Origin of the sequence: Flavonifractor plautii ATCC 29863, assembly GCF_000239295.1 — a bacterium.
GTDB classification, from domain to species: domain Bacteria; phylum Bacillota; class Clostridia; order Oscillospirales; family Oscillospiraceae; genus Flavonifractor; species Flavonifractor plautii.
This window is the reverse complement of record NZ_JH417839.1, coordinates 13560-13792: the sequence shown is the minus strand read 5'-3', so window position 1 is coordinate 13792 and position 233 is coordinate 13560. Positions and strand designations below refer to the sequence as shown.

The window sequence follows — 233 nt, the reverse complement described above, 5'->3', positions numbered from 1 at the left end:
TCATCCCCGCCGGTTACCGCTTCGCCGCCATTCCCTTAAACGGGAAGGTCAGTTGACAATCAGCGTCTCCCCATCCATCTCGGCAGGCTTCTCCAGATACCCCACGCGGCTCGCCGCGCGGGGGCCCCGGGTCTTTTTATCTGCCCGGGGCAAGTGAATTGCCCCGGCATCAAGGTTTTGGCCGACGGCCAAAACACTTGGACGGCGCACAGCGCCGCCCGCCTGCGGCGGGG

The 233-nt window shown here is 65.7% G+C and carries 1 protein-coding gene; it reads right to left on the bottom strand.

Annotated features, from left to right (window positions below):
• Window positions 1–48: 48 nt before the first annotated feature.
• Window positions 49–233 (bottom strand): hypothetical protein (locus HMPREF0372_RS20395; RefSeq protein WP_007494806.1); only part of this gene is annotated, 185 nt, incomplete at its 5' end.